The sequence below is a fragment of the Pseudoalteromonas luteoviolacea DSM 6061 genome, assembly GCF_001625655.1.
Taxonomy (GTDB): Bacteria; Pseudomonadota; Gammaproteobacteria; order Enterobacterales; family Alteromonadaceae; genus Pseudoalteromonas; species Pseudoalteromonas luteoviolacea.
In genome coordinates this window covers 24,278-45,312 of the sequence record NZ_AUYB01000013.1, presented here as the reverse complement: position 1 = coordinate 45,312, position 21,035 = coordinate 24,278, and the positions used below count along the sequence as shown (strand labels likewise).

The window sequence follows — 21,035 nt, the reverse complement described above, 5'->3', positions numbered from 1 at the left end:
GTGCTACTCGCGTAGCACATTTAAAAAGTGTAAATGTTTTTGGTACTGTGACAATACGTCATTAATAATGGCTGTTTCTGACCATCCCATAATGTCGTAATTTTGCCCCCCCTCACTTAAGTGAACCTCTGCACAATAATATGAGTCACTATCAGTTACATCGCTTTGTGTGAAGTCCGGTTGCAAGCGTTCATTTTTATATACTCCATATATAAAGTCATGCTCGTCACCATGATGAACAGTTAACACAACGGCAGAGTTTTTTACCGTGACCTCGGCATCGACTTGATTGTTATCAAACTCATTTCTGATTTTTTTCAAGGCTGTTTTCACTTCCTTCAAAATGAACTTATCCACTTTGCCCTTTGCTGGTGTGGCTATAAGCAATGCCAGGCTCTCTTGCCAAGTTTGTTCGTCATTAACTTGATTTTCGAAAGTCATCGGCATCGTTTGTGCACTGCGCTTGGTATCATCAATGCGAAGTGCTTTGATCAGGCCATAACAGGCAACCAATAGCACAATAGAAAAAGGCAACGCACTTACAATTGTGAGGGTTTGTAGAGCATCCAAACCACCAGCAAGGCTCAATGCCGCAGCGACGACTCCAACACCTATGGACCAAAATAGTCGTTGCCACAGTGGTGTGTCGTTGTTGCCATTTGAACACAGCATATCTATGACCATTGCGCCAGAGTCACAAGATGTGACAAAAAACACCACAATCATAATGATTGAAAGGCCAATCAAGAGTTTTGAAAGCGGGTAATTTTCTAAAAAGACAAACAAAGCAACGGCTGAGTTATTGCTCACCATTTGTGAGATGTTTGTCAAACCTTGCTCAAAAATCATTGCCAGCGCAGAATTACCAAAAATGGTCATCCACAGTAACGTAAACGCTGTTGGTATGCAGGTCACACCTATCACAAATTCACGAATGGTGCGTCCTTTAGATATACGTGCAATAAAAAGCCCCACAAAGGGCGCCCATGCAAGCCACCAACCCCAGTAAAAAATAGTCCATCCACCTATCCAGTCTTTCTTTTCGTAAGCAAATAAATTAAACGTAGTCGATACAATATCTGAAAGATATTCACCAGTGTTTTGTACGTAGGCTTGAAGTAAAAAAATGCTTGGACCAATAAAGAAAATAAGGGCTAACAACACCACTGCAAGGATCATATTAGTCTGCGATAAAATTTTAATGCCTTTGTCTAACCCTGTCGCCACGGAGATAGATGCCAGCGCCGTTATGGTGATCATAATGAGTACTTGATTTTGCACAGAGACATCAAAAGAGAACAAGTAAGCTAACCCTGAGTTGACTTGTGCTGCACCTAGTCCTAGAGAGGTCGCTACACCAAACACCGTGCCGACAACGGCAAAAACATCCACTGCGTGGCCTATCCAGCCATGAATTTTGTCGCCTATAATCGGATAAAGCGCAGAGCGCAATGTCAGTGGCAGTTTATGCCGATAACTAAAATAAGCCAAAATCATCGCCACAATGGCGTAGATGGCCCATGCGTGAAACCCCCAGTGAAAAAAGGTGATCCGCATGGCTTCTTTGATAGCTTCAACTGAGTTTGTGCCGGCAGAAGGGGGCGAGACAAAGTGCATCACGGGTTCTGCTACCCCAAAAAACATTAAGCCTATTCCCATGCCAGCTGCAAATAGCATGGCCAGCCAAGTAGAAAAACTATAATCAGGGTCTGAGTGATCAGGTCCTAATTTAATTTCGCCAAAACGTGACATGCTTAAATACACAACTAAGCCCAATATGATAGCGACGGTCAAGACATAAAACCAACTGCCATTTTGGGTGATGGCTGATTGGGTGACAGAAAAAATTGACGAGGCGGTTGAGGGACTGAACACGGCAAAAATCACCAACGCTAATACAATCGCAGATGCGCTGTAAAAAACGGGGAGATTGAGTGAGGAATTGTCTTTTTTCATAGTGAAACTCTATTAATTAGACTACAAATTACTTTGTTTGGCTAAGGGTGAAAATAAATACATTTTCCCTTGAAGTAACCGCATCAAAGGTCTTTTGATAACTTCTTGGACCACATGTTTACGGAGTGTAGCTGGTCCTGAACAATAACTTGGTTAGTAAGGCGTCCACCAAAATTAAATTCATGGCGCGCTAACACTTTATTCATTGCATAATCATCAGCAATGCATTGACAGTGTATTGTCTCTACTCCATTGCGAAGTAGTCGGTGAAGCACGAAGTCAATTAAAGTGGTCGCCATGCCTTGATTTTGAACGAAGGAGGCAACAGACAGATCTTGCACAAAGCAACTTTTTGTTTTTTCGTCATACTTGATGTTGACCGCAGCGACTATGTTATCCAAGTAGTCAATGACAATGTATTCATGTTCGCCTTGCATACTTGCTTTAATTCTCGGCTCATCCTCTTGCCATTGCGAGTAAAGCGTTTCATCATTTGCGAAGAGTTTGGCAATTCCCCTTGCATCAGAGCGATTTGCAAGCCGTGCTATTGAGGTATTATGTTGTGTTGTTTCAACGTGTTCGGTGTTGCTGATGACATGCTCAAGGATTTCATCATATAAACCGCTGTTTGCCTCTATCTTGCGCTGATTATCTAAATATTTTGCAGCAAAAATCGCATCTTCATTACAGTATAACTTGGGGATGGTTGCCTCGATTTGATATCCATTCGACATTAAAGCAAGTGAGTTAGACTCTTTAACTTGTAGCAGCACTTTGGTGTTGCAGTTTTGATTTGCAGTATTCTCTATATGATTGAGTGTGTTATCACAAAGGTGTTGAGTTTGTACTTCCATTGCAAGCAGTTTATGTTGCTTGTCATTAGGCAATAATGGTGTTGCCTCATAAGTTTGCATATAACCCTCTATGCCTGTTTTAATATACAGGAATCTATTTAGTTAGAGTTCTAATGTTTTGTATTGTAACTTTTTGGAAGGGATAATTAAAGCTGCGTTATAGATTGCTATAGAATTAAGCAAAAAAGCCCAGCTTTTTACGGTATTTAGCAAGTGTCTTCCTAACCTTAAAGAGGTATGTATTCAGATATTAATGAGTTTGAAATGTTCAGAAGGCCTATTGATTTTAATTGAAACTAAATTTGGTGGGATTATTTATTCTTCTTTGTAAGTTGCAGTTCAGATTGGGCTGATTCGCGCAATTGTGTTTCCAGCTCAAGTGTATAAAAAGGCGCATAGCGCTGAATGATTTCAAGTCGCTTATCATTTTGGTCGAGCTGATCAAGGGCATTTTGCCACTGCGCGACGATGTTATCTGGGGTGTCCAGTGAAAATGCCATGTATAAACCATGGGCGGGCAGCTTAATATTCATCGCCTTGAGGTGTGATAAAGAGTGTCCAGCAGAGTTCAGGACTTCGCGGGTATTCATAACTGATAACATGGTACAATCGAAGCGACTTTTTGGCTGTAAAAGTAGTTGTATTGCACGCTCTTGGCTCTGTGTTTCATGAAATGGAATTTGGTGCTGAGTATAGAGCTCGGTATCTCTTACTCTATGCTGTGTAATGCAAGTAGCTTCGTTCTGTTTAATTTCCTCTAAGCTATTAAACTCTCTAGTATCTTTTGATCTTTGATAGAGTACCGGGCCATCGAATAAAAAAGGCCCAACCCATTTAAACCGTTCTAGTCTGGCGGGGGTTTGAGCTACGATTAAATGTGCACGGTGATAAACAGTGGTTTGTCGGTACCTAGCCCGAATAACCTTGGAGCCTTTTTCTAACATTTTGATCCCGCGAGCAAAGGAACTGATTTGAACTGAGTGTTTACGGCCATTGATCCGCTCTAACTCTTCGAAAATATCGACGACAAACCCGCTTTGCACCTCCCCTTGCTCGGTTATGATAAACGGGTCAAGAGGGTGCATTGATATCAGTAATTTATGTCTAATATTTTGCGCGTTGGCATGTTCGCTAATTACCCAAAGGCACAAGAAAATAGTCAACCACTGTACTTTCATAACGCTTAAAATTAATCCAATCTATGTTTGAGTATTGTGTCCAGAGGTTGATTTGTCTAATTTGACTTAATTGAGAAATAAATTATTTACCCGCTGCAGGTGGAATAATAGAAGGGTTTTTGTGTGCCTACGGAAAATTTCAAACAAGTTAGGGAGTTTTGACAATAAAGCCTAGCTGTAAACAAGGCAAGTGTTTGGGAAAGATGATGGGCTAGGCGTTAGCCCATCATCACAGTGTTATCTCATAGTAACAAATTCTTCAGAGCCCGTAGGGTGAATGGCGACTACTGAGTCAAAGTCTGCTTTGGTTGCGCCCATCTTCATCGCTACGCCAAAACCTTGGATCATTTCATCAACCGCAAAGCCAATACCATGTAGACCGATGATTTTCTCATCTGGCCCCGCGCAAACCAGTTTCATTCTACAAGGTTGACGGTGCTGGGTTACTGCGGTGTACATGGCTGCAAAGGTTGAGTTATACACTTTGATGTTGTCTTCGCCATATTCTGCAATTGCTTCTGGCTCAGTGAGTCCTATCGTGCCGATTGGTGGGTGACTAAATACCACGGTAGGTACTAAGTTGTAATCCATTTTGGCATTCGGTAGCTCTGGGTTAAACAGACGCTCAGCCAGCATTCGACCAGCTTTTACGGCTACAGGTGTTAATTCAATACCACCTTCCATGATATCACCTAATGCATAAATGCCAGATACAGACGTGTTTTGCCACTCGTCAACTTTGACATAGCCTTTGCTGGTGGTTTCAACATCAGTTGCAGCTAAATTGATTTTGTCTGTCACTGGCTCACGACCGATAGCCCAAATGACTTGATCTACAGTATGTGACTCGCCGTTTTCGAGATGCAGTGTGACAGAACCGTCAGCTTCTTTGACAAGCTCCTTAGGTGTTGCATGGGTATGCAAGTTTGGCCCTTCTTTTTCCATCACTTCAGTTAAGGTTTCAACAACCATTGGGTCGAAGTTACGAAGTGGCGCATGTTTTCGCACAAATAAATGCGTTTCAGTGCCTAGGCTATGAAGTACGCCAGCAAGTTCTACCGCAATATAACCTGCACCAATCACAGCCACACGGCGTGGTTGCTCATTTAATTCAAAAAAGCCGTTTGAGTCGATACCGTGTTCAGCGCCTGGAATATTTGGAATACTAGGGCGTCCACCTACGGCAATACAAATGTGATCCGCGGTATATTGTTCGCCATTCACTTCAATAGTTTTATTATCAATAAACTTGGCAAAACCATTGATTACAGTGACTCCATTACTCGCAAGGTATTTGTTGTAACCTTGATGAATACGGCCAATATAGGCTTCGCGGCTTTCAACTAATTTGGCCCAGTTAAAGTTTTTTAGCTCAACATCAAAGCCGTAGTCCGGTGCATATAACTTTATGGCTTCTGCTACCTGAGCGCCATGCCACATAACTTTTTTAGGTACACACCCTACATTTACACACGTGCCACCCATATGTTTTGCTTCGACAAGAGCGACTTTTGCGCCACGCATTGCCGCACGGTTAGCTGATGCGATGCCGCCACTGCCACCACCGATGGCAATGTAGTCAAAATGTTGAGCCATAATTTTTCCTCTTATGAATTCGCTGAACTAGTCTTGATATGACAGGTTAAATACGTCATAACTTTCAACTAGGTTAGTAAGTTTTACTTGTATTTGCGCTATTTGCCCTTATTTCAAGTTTAATTAAGAAATAAAAAATTGAAGAGAGACATTATGAGCAACCCATTAATCGGTTTAGAAGGATTACCACCATTTTCAAAAATCGAGCCTGAGCATATTGTTCCTGCATTAAAGGCGGCTATTGAGCACTGCCGAGATACCATAGACAGCGCCGTGGCGCAGCAGCAATTTACTTGGGACAACTTTGTTCTACCTCTAGAGGAAGCTGATGATAAGTTGTCGAGAATGTGGTCGCCTGTATCTCATATGCATTCAGTTGTTAATAACGAAGAACTAAGAAAAGCATATGATGAGTGTCTGCCTCTGATTTCCGAATATTCGACTTATGCAGGCCAACACCAAGGTTTATATAATGGTTTTTTAGCGTTGCAACAAAGCAGTGAGTTTGCCAATTTATCTACAGCGCAGCAAAAAACAATAACCAACGCACTGAGAGATTTCAAATTATCAGGTATTGCTTTGGATGACGCGGGTCAAAAGCGCTACGGTGAAATCAGCGCGAGACTTTCAGAATTAAGCGCCAAGTTTGGTAATAATGTGATGGATGCGACACAAGCGTGGCATTTACATGTAACAGAAGAAAGTGAGCTAAGTGGACTACCAGAGTCGGCATTAGCGTTGGCCGCACACACTGCGCAGAGCAAAGAGCTTGAAGGGTGGGTCTTTACCCTAGACATCCCTTCTTATTTACCCATCATGACATATGCTGACAACCGTGAGTTGCGTGAACAAATGTATCGCGCCTTTGCAACACGTGCGTCAGATCAGGGACCAAATGCCAACGAATTTGACAACTCTGAGTTAATGACTGAAGAACTTGCACTGAGACATGAAATTGCACAACTGTTGGGCTTTGAGAGTTATGCAGATAAATCCTTGGCAACTAAAATGGCAGAATCACCAGCACAAGTTTTTGAGTTTTTGAGTGATTTGGCAAAAGCGTCTAAGCCACAAGCAGAAGCAGAACTTGCAGAGCTTCGAGCATTTGCTAAAGAGCAGCATGGCGTTACTCAACTTGATGCATGGGACTATGGTTACTACGGTGAAAAGTTAAAACAGTCGAAATACGCCATCTCTGATGAACTGTTACGCCCATACTTCCCTGCCGATACTGTGTTAAGTGGCCTATTTGAAACTGTAAATCGCCTATTTGGAATTACGGTAACAGAAATCGATGAATTTGATACTTATCACGAAGATGTTCGCTTCTTTGCAATTCACGATCAGCAAGGGACGTTACGTGGCAACTTCTATTTAGACTTGTACGCGCGCGAGCACAAGCGTGGTGGCGCGTGGATGGATGACTGTATGGGTCGTCGTGTTGCTGTTGATGGTTCATTGCAAACACCGGTTGCATATCTAGTGTGTAACTTCAACAAAGCAGTGGGTAACAAACCAGCATTGTTTACACATAATGAAGTAACGACATTATTCCATGAGTTTGGCCATGGCATTCACCATATGTTGACACAAGTAGATGCCCCCGCGGTGGCCGGTATTAATGGCGTTGCTTGGGATGCGGTTGAGTTACCAAGCCAGTTTTTAGAAAACTGGTGCTATGAAGAAGAAGCATTGAGTTTCATTTCTGGTCATTATGAGAGCGGTGAGTCGCTTCCAAAAGAGCTACTAGACAAGCTGTTGGCTGCGAAGAATTATCAGTCTGCGATGCAAATGCTCAGACAAATTGAGTTTTCGTTATTTGACTTCCGAATTCACGCTGAATACAACGCATCTGAGCCTTGCCAAATTCAAGCTACGTTAAATAAAGTACGCGAACAGGTAGCTGTGACAAAAGCGCCAGAGTTTAATCGCTTCCAGCATGCATTTAGCCACATTTTTGCAGGTGGTTACAGTGCTGGTTACTACTCGTATAAATGGGCTGAAGTGCTGTCTGCTGATGCGTTTTCTCGTTTTGAAGAAGAAGGCATCTTCAATCCGCAAACGGGTAAAGCATTCATGGAAAATATTTTAGAAATGGGCGGTTCAGACGAGCCTATGGCCTTATTCCAACGCTTCAGAGGTAGAGCGCCAAAAGTTGACGCCCTATTACGCCATAGTGGCATAGGGAAAGCGGCTTAATTTACGCTAAGTATTTTTTGTTTTAACAAAGCGCCTAACTGGGCGCTTTGTTGTTTTTTGCACTCGCAAAATAAGCAGTACCGTCTATGCTATGGTAAAGACCTGATCTTGTAGGGAAAGCCATATGACCAACTTAGTGCTTGCCATTGACGATGACAAGCTGATCCACCATGTTATCGAGCAGTCACTATCTCAAAACTGTAAATTGATCCACGCTAAAAATGGTGAGCAAGGCTTAAGATTGGCAATAAAGTATCAGCCAGACATTATCCTGCTTGATGTTGAGATGCCCGGTATGTCTGGGTTTGAAGTGTGTGAGCGCTTAAAGGGTGGGGAACATACCGCTGATATTCCCGTGATGTTTTTGTCATCTAAAGGTGATATTAGTGAACGCATGCGTGGCTACAATGCGGGAGCTGCGGATTATATTGTTAAACCTTTTGAAGGTTCAGAGTTACTCGCGCGTATTAAAGTGCTGGACGACTATAGACGTCAATCAGTAGCGTTAAAACAAGATATGCAGCGTGCGCAAATCACCGCTGAGATTGCGATGACAGACTCTGGTGATATGGGCCGTATCATGCGTTACGTTGGCCAGTCTTATCATGCGCATGACTTAAATACGCTATCAGAATATTTTTTAGAGTTTTTCACGCCACTTAATTTAGAAGTCGCTCTGGCATTTTGGTATCACAATCAGGCTGTTTTTTTCTCTCAAGAGGGGGCTATACAGCCTATAGAGCAGGAGCTATTAGAAACCAACAAAGATGGTAGCCGCTTTGTTGATTTTGGCCGGCGCACCATTATTAATTATCCGAAAGTGTCTTTGCTGATAAAAAATATGCCGACGGACGACCCTGCGCTATACGGTCGATTTAAAGATTTACTTCCCCATATTCTAGAGGCAACTAATGCCAAAATTAAAGATATGGAAGTGAGTGAAGTTGCGCTCAACAAGGTGGAAGAAATTGGTTTGGCCTTTGCACAGCTAAGCGAGCAGCTCAGTTGCATTGGCGAAGTATACGGTAATAAGGTTTCTGAACTAGAAGAGTTTGTAAAACAAGATGCGGTTAAAGAGGCATTGGGCGAAGACTATAAGGCGTCGATGGAAAGCCTGTGTGAGCACTTTGCTTTTGTGAACGATGAGTTTTCAATTATTCGGTATAAGCTTGGCGAGATCACTCAGGTACGTCAGGAGCTTATTCAGAGCCTCAATCAAATGGCTAAACCTTGGGGTGAAGAAGAAGTCCCCTCACAAACAGACATTGAGCTTTTTTAGTATCACTGAGCAGATGCGTTCTTTTTTATCTTATTAAACGTTATACTCTGCAGGCTTAAACAACAGGAGTCTGCAGTTGTACATTCATACGCCATTTACTGAAAACCGCACTTACCTAGATGAGTTAACTCAACGCTTTAAACTAGATACGTTGACTGAACTCGATAACGAATTTCGTCTTGTTTATGATGAAGAGGGCTTGCAGCTTTTTAAAAAAGATGAGCCTAAGCTTGGGGCAATTCGTGTGGACTTTGTAACTGGTGCCAGTGCACATAGGCGCAAATTTGGTGGCGGAAAAGGTCAGGCAATAGCCAAAGCTGTGGGTCTAAATAAAGGCGTGACGCCTGTTGTTTTAGATGCGACAGCAGGGCTTGGCCGAGACGCATTTGTATTGGCCTCTTTAGGGTGCAAAGTACTGATGCATGAAAGGCATCCAGTCGTTGCAGCACTCCTATATGATGGATTACAACGAGCTTATCAAGATCCTGAAATAGGCAATTGGATGAAAGACAATATGTCCATCGCATTTGGTTCTAGCCATGATTTATTAGAACAAGCAGCAAAAGATGTTTCGTCAAAACCCGACGTTGTATATTTGGACCCCATGTTTCCTCATCGCGAGAAGTCTGCTCAGGTTAAAAAAGAAATGCGTGTGTTTCAGTCTTTGGTTGGAGCCGACGAAGATGCGGACGCCTTGTTGCCTTTTGCAACTGAGCTTGCAACCAAACGAGTGGTTGTCAAACGCCCCGATTATGCGCCGTTTTTAAATGCTCATACCCCTAGTATGCAAATTACAACCAAGAAAAACCGTTTCGATGTCTATGTGAATGCGGCCATGAAGTAGTGGCACAGCTCAAAAGTTAAAAATTTAACCTCATCAGCATAGAAGCTTCAAAAAACTGTCAAACTTGTACACAAAAAGCATACGTAAAAAGTATGCTTTTTCACTTGGGTGAGCAGGAACTATACAATTTACATCAAATTGTCATAAAACATTAATAGTCTAGCGTCGAAATCAACTGATAAGGCCTGTAGTACATATGCGTGTTTCGTCTTTCACCCGGTTGCTTGCTATTTTATTAGCGACAGCCAGTATCATTCTTGCGGTAACTTTATTTTGGGCAAGCCAAGTATTTAGCAAGTTAGATCAACAGGACAGTGCGTATACGCAGTTAAAAAATACGGTGTTGATTGATCTCGCAGGCACAATTGAAGACTATTTAAGTGCAGGAGACAGCCAATATTTAAACCAAGCAAGTGAGCAGATCAGCACCATAAAACGTGTTCATTTGTCAAAAATATCCTCCGATACCATGTCGACCATGACTCAGCAGTTAGACGAGTTAGATGCCGATATACAAGGTAAATACCGTGCGCTGGGTAAGCTATCTGGCAATGAGTTGGCCCTGCTCGACAATGCATTGAGACAAATGGCAGGCTCAGCCTCTTCGTTAATGAATTATGTTGCAGAGGCTAATGGTCATGCGCTGAGCACGCGCTATTATTCGCTGGCGTCAGATTATTACTTTGAAACGACTAATTTAAGTATTTACACTTATCAATTGGTTTTGCACTACGACAAGGCAACTCAGCAAAGCTTGAATCAGTCATTGAGTCGACTGCAAGAGCTTGCGCGTCAAATAGAGCGCCTCGACGATTTAGGGGTAATGACTGAAATCGATGAGGATGAGCTGTTTTTGGGTGAAGAGCCAGAGGACTTGGCGCAAGAAATTAAAGCGGAGTTGACCAGTTGGCCTAATCGTTTTAGTCGCGATTTACAAAATACCCTTGTACAAGCCCAACAAAGGCAACAGGGGATCACCGCCTTGAGGGACGATATCAAACAGCTATCAGCTTTAATGCTAGAAGCTGGCGAGGAGCTGAAGAGCCAGCAGACAGCTGTTAAATCTCAGGTATTTACGATTTTTGGTGCGGCAATTGGTTTACTGGTGCTACTTGCAGGAGGTATGTATTGGGTGCAGTTTAGTCAAGTACTGACCCCACTGCGTAACTTGCGAGATGGCTTTGCATTTTTGATTGAAAGTAATGAGCTCAAGCAAATTAAATGTAAGCGCGCAAATACCGAAGTAGGTGAAATTGCCCAGTACTTTAATCAACTCATTGAAAGACAGCGCACAGAAGCGCAAGAGCGTGAGCAAATGCTACAAGTCATTAATGACTTTATGCAGGAGATGAATCGTAACTTGGCCAGCATAGGGCACCAGTCTGAAAATACCTATACGCAGGTGGAGCACAATCAAACTCAATTGGACGAAATTAAAGTCATTGGTGGCGAAGCGAGTAATATTAATCAACAAGTGGCGGACAATGCCAGTGATACATACAATGCCATGACACAGAGTGTTGGTTTTGCTGAGTCCATGCTTAAAGCCAGTTCTAGCACACAACAGCGGGTCGAGCAGGGCCTAAGTAGTTTGAACGAATTGCTAGTCGGGGTTGAGGATGTAGGTAAGGTCATTGAGATGATCCATACCATTGCCGAGCAAACCAACTTGTTGGCGCTGAATGCTGCGATTGAGTCAGCTCGTGCGGGCGAGCATGGGCGAGGTTTTGCGGTGGTGGCAGATGAAGTAAGAAAGTTGGCGCGCCAGACTCAAGACTCTTTAACAGACATTAACGAACAGCTGAATATTCTGAGTGACAATTCAAGTAAGGTATCTAATCAAATAAGTGCTTTGGCGTCAGAAGCACAGCAACAAACAGAGCATGCACAAGAGCTCAAACGCAATTCCGAAGGTGTTGCAGAGCGAGCACAAGGTGCAAGCCAAGTTGCAGCAGACGCGATGGTTTTATCTAACCAACAAACTGAGCTGGTGGATAGTTTCAGTAGTTCAATGGCATCAATGAAACAACAGGTCAACAGCTCGAATCAGCAAATACAACAAATTCAACAAAGCCTAGAGCAGCAAATGGCTCAAATCAGAGACAGCTTAGGTTTGTAAGCTAAAGTATTAACGTGAGAGTAAGCGAAAGGCCAAACTTCTGTTTGGTCTTTTTTTATGGGTGTGACAACGATACGGCCACAATAAGTGGGCACTTATTGCCACTCCACAAGAGTAACGCATGCAAAAAACGCCTGAGTGAAGACAAAAAAGGGGCCGAACTATGTCGGCCCCGCATTTACTGCAAGTTGTAGGGGATTACTTGTATTGAGCGTCTAGTGTTACACCTGAGAAAGTGCGGTACGCTCTTACACCGAAGTGCCAAACGCCAGCTGCTGGGTTTGTGATAGTACATGTTTCAGCGTTACCACTTTCGTAAGGACGACATTGGTAAGTTGAAGTAGAAGGTGCAGCACCTGGATTTACATAAAGGTCAGCATCACCAGAACCACCTGAGATTTTAACTGTAAGGCTAGACATGCCAGCTGGTACAGTTAGTTGGTGACGGCTCCAGTTACCTGTAGACGCTGAAAGGTTGTTTTCAGTAAGGCCACCTGGTTGCGTAGTACCAGAAGTTTCTGCGTTAGCAACAAGGCTTACACCGCTGTATGCTGAGTAACCGCGCATCATTACATGGTAAGTACCTGATGGGTTGTCGATTGTACATACTTCGTTGTTACCACTTTCGTATGGACGACAGTCGTAAGTTGACGTTGTAGGCTTAGAACCCGCTCTTACGTATAGGTCCGCATCACCTGTACCACCGCTCATAGTGAAAGTGATTTTGCTTGCATTTGCAGGCGTTTCGAAAGTGAAGAATGCTTCAGCATTTTTCGCACCGCTTAGGCCTGTTTTCGCTTCGCCGTTAACTAGCGCGTTGTCACCTGGGTTTGTATTACCATTACCAAGTGCCATATCTACTGCTGCGTTTGCATCGACAATACCAGTACCACAGTTAGTACACGTTGCAGGGAAGCTACGTGTTGTGTCTTTTAGAATTGTTTCGATTTCATCCGGCGTTGCAGTTGGTTTAGCTTGCTTAATTAGCGCAGCAATACCCGCTACGTGTGGCGCAGCCATTGAAGTACCCTGAGAGTAGCTGTAGCTGTCGCTTGAAGGTGTGTTGCTACCAGAGTTGTACGTTGAAAGGATACCTTCTGGGTCGTTAGCAAAGCTCTGAGCGCCACCTGGTGCTGCAACGTCGATTGAAGTACCGTAGTTTGAGTAGTAGGCACGGCCACCGTTACGACCAACAGAAGCTACGTTTACAACGCCAGAACAGTTACCTGGGTTGTAGTTGTTAGCATTATCGTTGTCGTTACCTGCTGCGATTACAACTACAGTGCCATTTGCACGAGCTTGGTTGATTGCACTTTGTGTTGTTGAGCTACATGCACCGCTGCCACCTAAACTCATATTGATTACGTCAGCTGGATTTGCGTTTGCAGGTACACCTGATACTGAGCCACCTGATGCCCAGATGATACCGTCAGCGATATCAGACGTTAAACCACCACACTTACCAAGTACACGAACTGGTACTACTTTAGAGTCATACGCAACACCCGCAACACCTTCACCATTATTTGTTACCGCTGCAACTGTACCTGCAACGTGCGTACCGTGCCAGCTTGAGCTACGCGCGCTGTGTGTGTATCCACACTCGTTTGCTGTTACTGCATCACCCGGGTCACGTGCATCGCTATCACGACCGCCACCATCATTCGCTACAGATAGGTTAGAGATCATGTCGTAACCTTGTAGGATATTCGGGTTTAGGTCAGCGTGTGGACGGTAACCAGTATCTAGTACCGCAACTACAACACCACTACCTGTCGCTTTATCCCAAGCTGCTGGTGCGTTGATACCGCCCGCAGCTTCAAAGTAATGCCACTGTGAGCTGTAGCTAGGATCGTTTGGTGTCGCAAATGGTTGTAACATTTGGTCAACTTCGATGTGTTCAACGTTGCCAGATGCGATCATGTCTTGCATGAACTTTTGCGTTTCTGCTGCACTTAGCTTTTTGTCTGCACGCATTACGTGGTGGTTAGAAAGCGCCATCGGACGAACGTACTGCGCTTTAGCTGCTGCACGTTTGCTGTTGAAGCCTTTAACGAAGCTACGAGCGCGAGTGTTCATCATTGCTGGTGACATATCAGCGCTTGAAAGCGACATAATGTCGTTGTTGTTATTTTTGTACTTGATGATGAACTGAGTGCCAAACCCGCTTTGTGATTCTAGTTTTTCAGCGAGTTGTGCTTGGCTTGGTACGCTTTGACCAAATTGCTCTGCTTGCATGTTTGCTAGCTCTGGTAATGCCATTGCTGCGTTTGCAGAAAGTAGTCCTGTTACTGCCATTGAAAGAGCAGCTAATTTGAAATTTCCTGTTGTCATGTTTTTTACCCTTGTTTTACTTGTTGTTATCTTGGCAACCTTTGCTCGCCAAGTGGTTAACAAAAGTAAACTTGGTGTGATTTGTGTGAAAGTATTGTTTTGTTATTTACACTATTGTTTTGGTTATAAGGGGATGGATAAAAGTCTTTATTATTTCATTATCATTATGTTTTCATTACATTTTATCAAAATATTCCTGATTAAAGAATAAACTATTTCTTTATGTAAACGATTGTAAATGATTTATCTCATATTCTAAAAAGTGATAAAAATATGTCTTTTTGATTGTCTTTTGAACTATAAACTCCCCCTCTAGCTTAAAAATAGTTATAATTGCGACATAAGTTTTTCGTTTCAGAGTATACAATGTTGCAATATGACGTAGTGATCATCGGTGCTGGTGCGGCCGGATTAATGTGTGCGGGACAGGCGGGCTATCGTGGACGCAAGGTAGCCATCGTTGATATGGGTAAAAAAGTGGGAAGAAAAATTCTCATTAGTGGTGGTGGACGTTGCAATTTTACCAACGAAAATGCCAGCCCAGATAACTACCTATGCGCAAATCCACACTTTGTTAAGTCGAGTTTGAGTCGTTATACCCAACATGACTTTATTGAGTTAGTAGATCGCCATGGACTTGCCTATCACCACAAAACACTTGGTCAACTATTTTGTGATAACAGCGCACAAGACATTGTGGATATTTTGATGACTGAATGTGAATGGGCTGGGGTCGAAGTCTTCTTACGTAACGAAGTACTTAAAGTGTCCCGCGATGAGCAAGGTACATATATAGTCAAAAGCTCTGATCATACATTTACCTGTGAATCTTTGGTCGTGGCATCTGGTGGACTTACGATGCCAAAGTTGGGTGCCTCTCCAATTGGGTATAAAATTGCGGAGCAGTTTGGCCTGCAGTTATTGCCTACCACCGCCGCATTGGTGCCTTTTACCTTGCACGATCATGACAAGGCACGTTTTGAAGGGCTATCAGGGATCAGTGTAGACAGCTTAGTAACCAGCGAAGATGGCACACAATTTAGAGAGAACATTTTGTTTACCCACCGCGGTTTGTCTGGCCCTGCTATATTGCAGATCTCCTCATTTTGGGAAGCTGGGCAAGCGGTGAGCATCAATTTGCTCCCAGACACGCACATTGCAGATCTATTACATGACTGGCGCCAAACCCAAGGGCAAAAGTCAGTCAAAAACCTACTGGGTCAACTATTACCCAAGCGTTTTGTTGAAGCGTTAATTGCAGAAAATACCGTACCTGACAAACCCGCTAACCAGCTTTCTCATGGCGAGATTGACACCATCTCTAGCACATTAAGTCGCTGGCAAATCAAACCTAATGGCACAGAAGGCTATCGCACCGCTGAAGTTACATTAGGCGGTGTTAACAGCGATGAGTTGAGTTCCAAAACCTTTGAAGCAAAAAAAGCCAAAGGCCTCTACTTTATTGGTGAAGTGACCGAGGTCACTGGCTGGTTAGGTGGATACAACTTCCAATACGCCTGGTCAAGCGGCTGGGCATGTGGGCAGGTGTGCTAGTTGTTGCCCAATATATAGATTGGCACTTGTAGAATGAGGTAAGCACTCCGTTTTTACTAAACAAACACCATTGGGGTTTACAGCAAGCCAAAAATAGTTATTACCTATAAAAGCAGTGTTTTTTGTTTCTATTAAAATTCTTAGTTCAAAGTAGTCCTGCGCTCATAGGGCTTATCAGGTAACTTTGTTTTTGGCACAATTATAAAAACTCAGTGTGGAGAGCCTATAACTGCGATTAGATGGTTTGCGTCGTAGCAAGTAAATCCAACAGCTTAAATGCTGCACCACAATAGTCAAAAAGTGGGTTGGTCAAGTTAAAGTCTCATGTTTTAAGTAAGGAGTGTCGAAATTGACGCTCCATGGATATCCAATTCAGCCCACGTGAATACTTTGTACTAAAAAGCCATCTTTATCTGATCTTTTAAGTCTAGTAATAGATTTTGGTTGCCACTCTTGTATAGCAAGAATGTTGAAATTGCATAATTTATATCTTCTATTTTTTGGGATTGAGCCGAACTGTCCATGCGTTTAATCACTGCCGCTTGTTTTTCACATTTTAAGTTGCTGAGGAGTGAGTGAAAAGCTTCTTGATATAAGTTAAATGATGGCTTGGTTTTTCACAATTAAAGCGTTTTTATATCTCTGGGTAGATTATTACCATACCTTGATTTTATCTTGTATGTAAGTATTTGCTTACTATGTGTTTCTTTATTTGTTTACCTTTAATCTTGAAAGCTCGAGCTGTGTTGTGTTTTTTATAACTAAAGTAAATTAACATATACTTATATATTATACATTAAATAGGAACGCTCCTATTTGCATAGATACCTGCACAGGTTGATTTTTTATCCGCTATATCCTCAAAGTACCGAAATTACATTCACCTTGGCGAAGAGGTATTTTTTATGCGTTGAATTTTTGTACTTGTTATAATTGTATATTTTATACATTCTAATTTTGCTTCATCAAAATGTAACAAGGTTCATTACATCAATATCAACTAGGGGAGCCTCCAAGTTGTATGGAGGAGGGATTAAAATGCGAAACATCTTTATAAGAAAAACAATACTGGGTATAGCGATAAGCAGTGCTCTAGGCGCAAACCAGCAAGCTGCTGCACAGGAAAGTGGTGCACAAGAAGAAAAGATTGAAAAAATTGCCGTAACCGGTAGCCGAATTTTACGCCAAGGTATGACAACGGTTGCGCCAGTTATGGTGATAAGCTCTGATGAGTTGAACGTCGGTGGAAGCTTGAATGTTGGTGATGTTCTCGCAACATTACCGCAGTTTGCGCAGGGGATTGAATCTACAGACAATGCCTACAATCCTGCCAACGCGGGCTTGTCAGTCCCTGATTTGAGAGGGCTTGGTGAAATTCGCACTTTGGTGCTTATTAATGGTCGTCGTCCTGCACAAACGGTAGATAGCAGTGGCTTGTTAGTAACAGACGTCAGTAATATTCCCGCAAGGCTTATTGAGCGGGTAGAGATTCTTACTGGTGGTGCTTCCTCTATTTATGGCTCTGATGCGGTCGCTGGGGTGATCAATGTCATTTTAAAAGAAAGCTACAATGATTTTACCGTGGATGCGCAAGCGGGCACGTCTGAACAGGGAGATGCAGAATCACAAAGCCTGACATTGACCTACGGTAAAGAAATCGATGGTGGCAACATTATGATGAGTTTCGATTTCTTTAATCAAGAAAGCCTTAGAGTTGTCGACCGTAAAGGTGCTAGAGGCCAAACAAGCTATATTCGCAACCCTGATGGCGATAACCCGAGAAATATCATTCTTAATAATGTGGGTTGGTCGGACTACAATATCACGCCAGACCGTCCGACTTTTATGATTGATAAGACCTACAACTATTATCAATTTCAACGTCAAGATGACGGTCAGCTGGGTGAAGGGTATCTCGCCATTTTAGATTCTGAACTACATTCATATTACAAGCAGTCCCATGATTTAAATCCTAATTTGTATTCCAGCGCAGGTCCTACAGAACCCATTCAGCCATATCAGCGCTACAGTGCGTATGTGACGGGCAACTATGAATTACCCTCTGATATTTATATGACGGGGAGTGTGTCATATAGCAAGGTCAGTGCGACAACACAGCTTGACCCTGAGTTTATCTTTAGTAATAAGGGCTGGGTTGATATTACCGATGCGCCATTTACTGTTCCACAGCAAGTTATTGATACGGTGAAGCAAGCAGGTACAGGTTCTAACTGGATTGCGATCCCTTATACGTTTAATGATTTTGGTAATCGAACAACCGACACAGAGCGGGAGTATTTTGGGGTGTCGCTCTCTTTTGAAGGCGAGTTAAACAACGGTTGGGTGTGGGACGCATACGTTGCAAGCGGTCAAACAACCTCCCAGGCGACGTCATTTAATCGTATCAATAGTGAAAGGTATGATGGTGGTTATACCTTGATTGGTGAGTGCGAACCGAATTGCCCTGAATTCAACCCATTTATGCCTTTGAGCAAAGAGGTGGTAGATTACTTGCGATTAGACCCTTTTACCGATGAGCGAGTGATCTCTCAGCATACATTCTCGGCAAATATTACGGGTGATATTTTTGATTTACCTGCGGGATACCTCTCTTTTGCAACTGGTGTAGAAATACGTAAAGAGGGCATGGAAGTTAACTTATCAGAAACCACATTACTGGGCTTGAACCGTAACAAGAAAAGCCAAAATAACGATGTGGATCGTACGGTGAAAGAGGCCTATGTCGAATTAGTCGTGCCAGTTTTGTCGGATGTACCAGCGGTTAAACAGCTTGACATTGAAACCGCCTACCGTAAGGCCAACTATACTTATGCTGGCACAACGGATAGTTGGAAGTTGGGAATAAATTGGGCTGTGACCGATGATCTGCGTCTGCGCGCGGTTAAATCAAAAGCCGTGAGAGCGCCTCAGTTAACCGAGTTATTGAGCCCAAGTTCGATTACCTTTATTCGTGGCGATGACCCGTGTGATGCGACGGAAATTGATACCATATCTACAGACAAACAAGCGATCCGTAAAGCCAATTGTCAGGCCTTAGGTTTATCTGCAGATTTCAATGCCGCGACGAATGTCACAACCGGCGTGGATGTGACTGTGTCTGGAAATGAACAGTTAGAAGTCGAAACGGCTTACACAAAAACGGTTGGGTTGGTTTTCACACCAAGCTTTATTGAAGACTTAAGTTTGACAGTGGACTACTTTGATATTGACTTGAACGACGGTATTGCGCGATTTGGGGCATTCGATACCGCAGAAATGTGTGTTGATTCTGCAACCATTAATAACGGGTTTTGTGCGCAGGTTACGCGCGCTGCAGATGGCAATATCACCAATATTAACGACACTTGGGTAAATGCGAACCTACTTTCTCGAAGAGGTGTTGATGTCGGCGTTTACTACCCTTGGAAGTTGGGTGACTACGGCAGCCTTCAGTTGAGCGCTTATGCTACACGTATTATCAATTCAACCTTTGTGGACTCTCCTTTAGAGGGAGAAACTGTTTTTGAATATGCCGGCTCATCTGGCACGCCTGAATGGAAAGGCAGTTTCGTCGCAAAATACAGCCTAAATGACTTATCAGTGCGTTGGAAAACCAATTACGTCCATTCTGTTTTATACAGAAGAGATGTTACTGCTGAAGACTACGAGCAGCATGTTTTACCAACGTCAGTCCTTCATCATTTGCGTGTAGGTTACTACCTAAATGATGACTTTGAGGTTTATTTCAACGTAAACAATGTGATGGATAAGGATTGGTTAGGCCACCCTGGCACGAGTTCAGGTGGCAGCACTTATCCAATTACAGGCCGTAGCTTTATCTTAGGGTTGAGTTACACACTTTAACCACTTACAGAGCTCCGCCACAGGTGTTTCCCCTGTGCGTAAATGCCAGCAAGGTTTCTTGCTGGCATTTTTCAGTTTTGAATTTGAGATGTAAAATGAAGCTGGTAGTTCAATCATTTAATTTGAATGAGCCATAGCTTTGTTATTGGACACGTTTAATATCGTATTCATAACATGTTTACTGTTACTTTTTGCCCATTCGATAGTCTTTCACCGCCACGTACAACAACTTGTTCACCAATCTTTAGATCCCCTTGAACTACAGCCCATATACTGTCGCCAAACCCTACTTTCACGGGGACTTTCTGAACTTGCTGTGTAGATTGATCGTATTTAAATACATAAGAGCCTTGCTTGCGAATAATGAGAGCATCGCGTTTGACCGTTAATTGATTCTGTTTCTTATTCACTGGAATAGCCGCGCTGACTAACTCTCCTATGTTTAGGTGGATGTTTGCTGATTCAGGTAGCGAAACTCGCATCTCAAATGTTTGTAAATTACTGTCAAAAGAAGGAATTAATGCAGAAACAGGCGCTTTAAACTGAGAATCAAGCGTTTTAAATATAATCTCATCACCCATTTTTATGTATGCGCGGTGCTTCAATGGAATATCCAACCTAACTTCTAAATTTTTGGTATCTAACATATTGATGATGAGATCACTGTTATTGATGTATTCGCCAACTCGATGCCAGCGCTTTGTTACTATCCCATCATAGGGTGTTCTAATTGCTGCGCGTCTGACTTTGTCCTCAAGTTGTTCTAACTGAACGTTAAAAAGCTCCAAATCACTTTTGGCAATATTTCGCTCAGACTCTGCTTTATCGATCTCAAAGTCAGTAACATTCTTTTGCTCTATTGAGGTCAGTCGTGCGAGGTTGCTGTTTAAATGGTCTAACAGTAATTCTGCTTTTTGTATCTGTAGTTTCTTTTCTCTTATTTCAAGATCTAAGACAACTGTATCCATTTTGGCCACGATGCCGCCAGCCTCTACTCTGGTTCCAACTTCAGCTACATAAGTTAATTGTCCATCAATAGCAGCTGTTATACGTGTTTCATGTTTACTGAATACTCTCGCATTCATATTTATTTTTGGTGCTTTTTGGACAGAGCTTACTTCTGATAATTTGACCCAAGCATTATTTGCAGAAGCCTTGGTAGGCATCAACTGGCACGCTGCAGCTATTATCATAATTGTATATATACTTTGTTTTAAATTGTGCATGTGTTCATATTCCTTCTACACTGACTGCTAGA

At 42.8% G+C, this 21,035-nt stretch carries 12 protein-coding genes; 6 read left to right on the top strand and 6 right to left on the bottom strand.

The window, feature by feature from the left end:
- Nucleotides 1-3: 3 nt before the first annotated feature.
- The 4 genes from N475_RS00600 to gorA all read right to left on the bottom strand — a co-directional run bounded on the left by N475_RS00600 (nucleotide 4) and on the right by gorA (nucleotide 5,584).
- Complete coding sequence (locus tag N475_RS00600; protein WP_063356615.1) at nucleotides 4-1,956, bottom strand: BCCT family transporter; 1,953 nt, start codon at nucleotides 1,954-1,956, stop codon at nucleotides 4-6.
- An 83-nt stretch (nucleotides 1,957-2,039) separates the two neighbouring features.
- Nucleotides 2,040-2,870, bottom strand: a complete 831-nt coding sequence (locus N475_RS00595; protein WP_063356614.1) for a GNAT family N-acetyltransferase — start codon at nucleotides 2,868-2,870, stop codon at nucleotides 2,040-2,042.
- A gap of 251 nt (nucleotides 2,871-3,121) precedes the next feature.
- Entirely contained in the window at nucleotides 3,122-3,988 is an 867-nt protein-coding gene (locus N475_RS00590) for a substrate-binding periplasmic protein (RefSeq protein WP_063364520.1), read from the bottom strand.
- A 237-nt stretch (nucleotides 3,989-4,225) separates the two neighbouring features.
- Nucleotides 4,226-5,584 (bottom strand): glutathione-disulfide reductase, encoded by a 1,359-nt coding sequence (gorA, locus tag N475_RS00585; RefSeq protein ID WP_063356612.1) that lies wholly within the window; start codon nucleotides 5,582-5,584, stop codon nucleotides 4,226-4,228.
- A gap of 153 nt (nucleotides 5,585-5,737) precedes the next feature.
- Here gorA and prlC point away from each other — a divergent pair, with 153 nt between their 5' ends.
- From prlC to N475_RS00565, 4 genes are all read left to right on the top strand, one after another.
- Complete coding sequence (prlC, locus tag N475_RS00580; RefSeq protein ID WP_063356611.1) at nucleotides 5,738-7,783, top strand: oligopeptidase A; 2,046 nt, start codon at nucleotides 5,738-5,740, stop codon at nucleotides 7,781-7,783.
- Nucleotides 7,784-7,907: 124 nt separating this feature from the next.
- Complete coding sequence (locus N475_RS00575) at nucleotides 7,908-9,062, top strand: response regulator transcription factor (protein ID WP_063356610.1); 1,155 nt, start codon at nucleotides 7,908-7,910, stop codon at nucleotides 9,060-9,062.
- Between the two features lie 76 nt (nucleotides 9,063-9,138).
- Nucleotides 9,139-9,906, top strand: coding sequence for a class I SAM-dependent methyltransferase (locus N475_RS00570; RefSeq protein ID WP_063356609.1), 768 nt, complete (start codon nucleotides 9,139-9,141; stop codon nucleotides 9,904-9,906).
- A gap of 196 nt (nucleotides 9,907-10,102) precedes the next feature.
- On the top strand, nucleotides 10,103-12,025 hold the full coding sequence (locus N475_RS00565; RefSeq protein ID WP_063356608.1) for a methyl-accepting chemotaxis protein: 1,923 nt from the start codon (nucleotides 10,103-10,105) through the stop codon (nucleotides 12,023-12,025).
- A gap of 198 nt (nucleotides 12,026-12,223) precedes the next feature.
- Here N475_RS00565 and N475_RS00560 read toward each other — a convergent pair whose 3' ends face one another.
- Nucleotides 12,224-14,359, bottom strand: coding sequence for a S8 family peptidase (locus N475_RS00560; RefSeq protein ID WP_063356607.1), 2,136 nt, complete (start codon nucleotides 14,357-14,359; stop codon nucleotides 12,224-12,226).
- Nucleotides 14,360-14,725: 366 nt separating this feature from the next.
- Here N475_RS00560 and N475_RS00550 point away from each other — a divergent pair, with 366 nt between their 5' ends.
- The gene (locus N475_RS00550) at nucleotides 14,726-15,913 is read left to right on the top strand and encodes a BaiN/RdsA family NAD(P)/FAD-dependent oxidoreductase (protein WP_063364518.1); all 1,188 of its coding nucleotides are present in this window, start codon (nucleotides 14,726-14,728) and stop codon (nucleotides 15,911-15,913) included.
- Between the two features lie 1,038 nt (nucleotides 15,914-16,951).
- A complete protein-coding gene (locus tag N475_RS00545; RefSeq protein ID WP_063356604.1) occupies nucleotides 16,952-19,777 on the top strand; it encodes a TonB-dependent receptor plug domain-containing protein in 2,826 nt (941 codons plus the stop codon).
- 167 nt (nucleotides 19,778-19,944) lie between these two features.
- Here the strand turns inward: N475_RS00545 and N475_RS00540 are convergent, their stop codons facing one another.
- Entirely contained in the window at nucleotides 19,945-21,003 is a 1,059-nt protein-coding gene (locus N475_RS00540; protein WP_063364517.1) for an efflux RND transporter periplasmic adaptor subunit, read from the bottom strand.
- Between the last annotated feature and the right edge of the window lie 32 nt (nucleotides 21,004-21,035).